General features: G+C 66.6%; 2 protein-coding genes. Both read left to right on the top strand.

Annotated elements, in window-relative coordinates; all coding sequences use genetic code 11:
* Positions 1–301: 301 nt before the first annotated feature.
* Entirely contained in the window at positions 302–1,639 is a 1,338-nt protein-coding gene (gene istA, locus G6022_RS14350; protein WP_206682176.1) for an IS21 family transposase, read from the top strand.
* Positions 1,636–2,409: an IS21-like element helper ATPase IstB gene (gene istB / locus G6022_RS14345; protein WP_182639195.1), complete on the top strand. Its 774-nt coding sequence runs from the start codon at positions 1,636–1,638 to the stop codon at positions 2,407–2,409. Before istA ends, istB begins: the two co-directional genes overlap by 4 nt.
* Positions 2,410–2,522 lie beyond the last annotated feature (113 nt).

Below are 2,522 nucleotides of genomic sequence, written 5' to 3'. Positions count from 1 at the left end.
GCGAAGGCGTCTTTGGACTTGAACCGCCTGACCCCGGCGGTCTCGCCGATGATCGTGGCCGCTCCGAGCACCCCGAGGCCCGGCACGTCAAGCAAGTGCTGGTGATTCGCGCGCACCAGCGTGCCCAATGTCCGCGTACACCCTGATATGTCGGTTTGGGGACAGGTTCATGTGCAGGTCGGTGTTCGGCGTTCCGTAGTTGTTCGCCGAGGTGGGTGGGCCACCCTTGGAGTCGTCTTCCGGCAAGTTGACGATTTCCGAAGGGTGGCCCACCCCCATGATCCTGGATCAGGAGTCCTGGATGAATATCCGACGTTTCAAACAGCTGCATGCCACCGGCATGACGTACGCCGAGATCGGTCGCGAGTGCGGCTGTGACTGGCGCACGGTACGCAAGTACCTGGCCGAGGATGCCGCGACGGCGCCGCCGTCGGCGCCCTCGCGCAAGGGCACGCAGAAGGTTGCGATCACCGAGGTGATCGCAGCGCTGATCGATGCGATGCTGCGAGCCTGCATCGATATCAAGGCCACTGTGATCTGCGAGCGTCTCGCCGACGAGCACGACGTGCATGTGCACTATCAGCGGGTCAAGACCTACTGCCGCTCCCGCCGCCCCCAGATCCGCGCCGAGCTCGGCCTCGACGAACCGGGAGCGGGGAGTCTGCACCGACGCATCGCCACTCTGCCCGGGGCCCAGGCCCAGGTCGACTGGGGCGATGAGGGAGATCTGCTGGGCACCGGGGTTCGCGTGTACTCGTTCCACATGACGCTGTCGTACTCGCGGGACCCGTTCTGCTGCTTCGTGACCTCGATGGATGCCGCGACGTTCTTCGACTGCCACCGGCGGGCCTTCGACCACTTCGGCGGGGTCCCGGCCGTGATCGTCTACGACCGCCTCAAGACCGTGGTGCGCCGCCATGTGGCCCCAGGCAAAGCGGTCCCGGTCACCGCCGCAGCCACCGCGTTCGCCGGCCACTACGGGTACGGCATCGATGTGCTGGCCGCCTACCGGCCCACCGGCAAGGGCCGGGTGGAGCGGCAGGTCGACATCGTGCGAGACCACGTCGTGGCCGGCCGCCGCTTTCGCTCGGTCGGCGACGTTGATGCCGCTTTCGCCCGGTGGGTGAAGATCCGCCGCGGCCAGGTTCACCGCACCCACGGGCAGGTCATCGCCGAGGCCGCCGCAACGGATCACGCCGCACTGGGCCCGCTGCCGGCCACGGAGTACGAGATCTTCGACGATCACGTGCGCACGGTGGGCAAGGACTGTTTGATCTCGTTCGAGTCCGACCACTACTCGGTCCCCGCCTCCCAGGTGACGGCGAGGCAGAAGGTCCTGGTCCGTGCCACAGCCAGCCGCATCAAGGTCTGCCGCCTGGAGGACCCCGCCCAGGTGCTGGCGGTCCATCGGCGTGGCGGCCGGTCGCACGAGTGGATCATCGACCCCACCCACTGGGACGGCCTGCCCGACGGGGTCGGCCGCGCCGTCTGTCACACCGAGCCCGACCGGGCCGGGGCATCTGCCAGGCCGGAGGAGTCGTCCTCGGTGCTGGCGCACTATCTGGCCTCGATGGACCCGGTTCCCGATATTCGACGGCCGTTGGCGTCCTACGAGCTGGTGGCGGGTGAGGCCTCGTGAGCGAGTTCGTCATCAGTCGGATCACCGCCGCCGCGCAGCGTCTCAAGCTGCCGCACATGGCCGCCGCCGCAGCTGACGCCGCGACCCGTGCTGAGCAGTCTCAGCTGGGGTACCTGGACTTTCTCGACCAGCTGCTCGAGGAGGAGGTCACCCACCGGGAGTCGGGCCGGTTTCGCAACGCGCTCAAGCTCTCCGGTCTGCCGCACCACAAGACCTTGGAGGAGTTCGATTTTGCGTTCCAACCTGGCGTCGATGCCCGGCGCTTGAAGGATCTCGCGGCGATGGAGTTCGTCGAACGCAAAGCCAACATCGCTCTGCTCGGCCCGCCCGGCGTGGGCAAGACCCACATCGCCGTGGCGCTGGCGGTGACCGCGTGCCGGGCCGGCCACTCAATCTACTACACCACGCTGGACGACCTGGTCCGCAAGCTGCGCAAGGCAGACAGCCTCGGCACCTTGCCCAAGCAGCTCTCGAGTCTGGCCCGACCGTCACTGCTGGTCATCGATGAAGTCGGCTATCTCCCACTCAACCGCGCGGAGGCCAATATGTTCTTCCAGCTGGTTTCACGCCGCTACGAGAAGGGCTCGACGATCATCACCAGCAACAAGACCTTCGCCGAATGGGGCACCGTCCTGGGAGACGAGGTCTTGGCCACGGCGATCCTGGATCGGTTCCTGCACCACTGCGAGGTCATCGCAATCAACGGACCGTCCTACCGGCTCAAGGACCGAGCGGACCTTGTCAGCACTGCCGACGAACCGGCACCATAAACCCCAGCCGGACACCGACACGTGAGCCTGTACCCGCAACGTCACGTCAACCTGTACGCGGACACCCAATCGGCCCTCGATCTCGTTGATCCGCCGGGTGAGCGATCGGATGT

Source organism: Dietzia sp. Cai40, assembly GCF_014145165.1.
Taxonomy (GTDB): Bacteria; Actinomycetota; Actinomycetes; order Mycobacteriales; family Mycobacteriaceae; genus Dietzia; species Dietzia natronolimnaea.
Note: the sequence above shows the minus strand (reverse complement) of the source record. Positions and strands in the feature narration are given on the sequence as shown.

Bases quoted from the DNA above. Each gene is read 5' to 3' on its own strand.
- istA (WP_206682176.1), top strand. From the start codon at position 302: ATGAATATCCGACGTTTCAAACAGCTGCATGCCACCGGCATGACGTAC.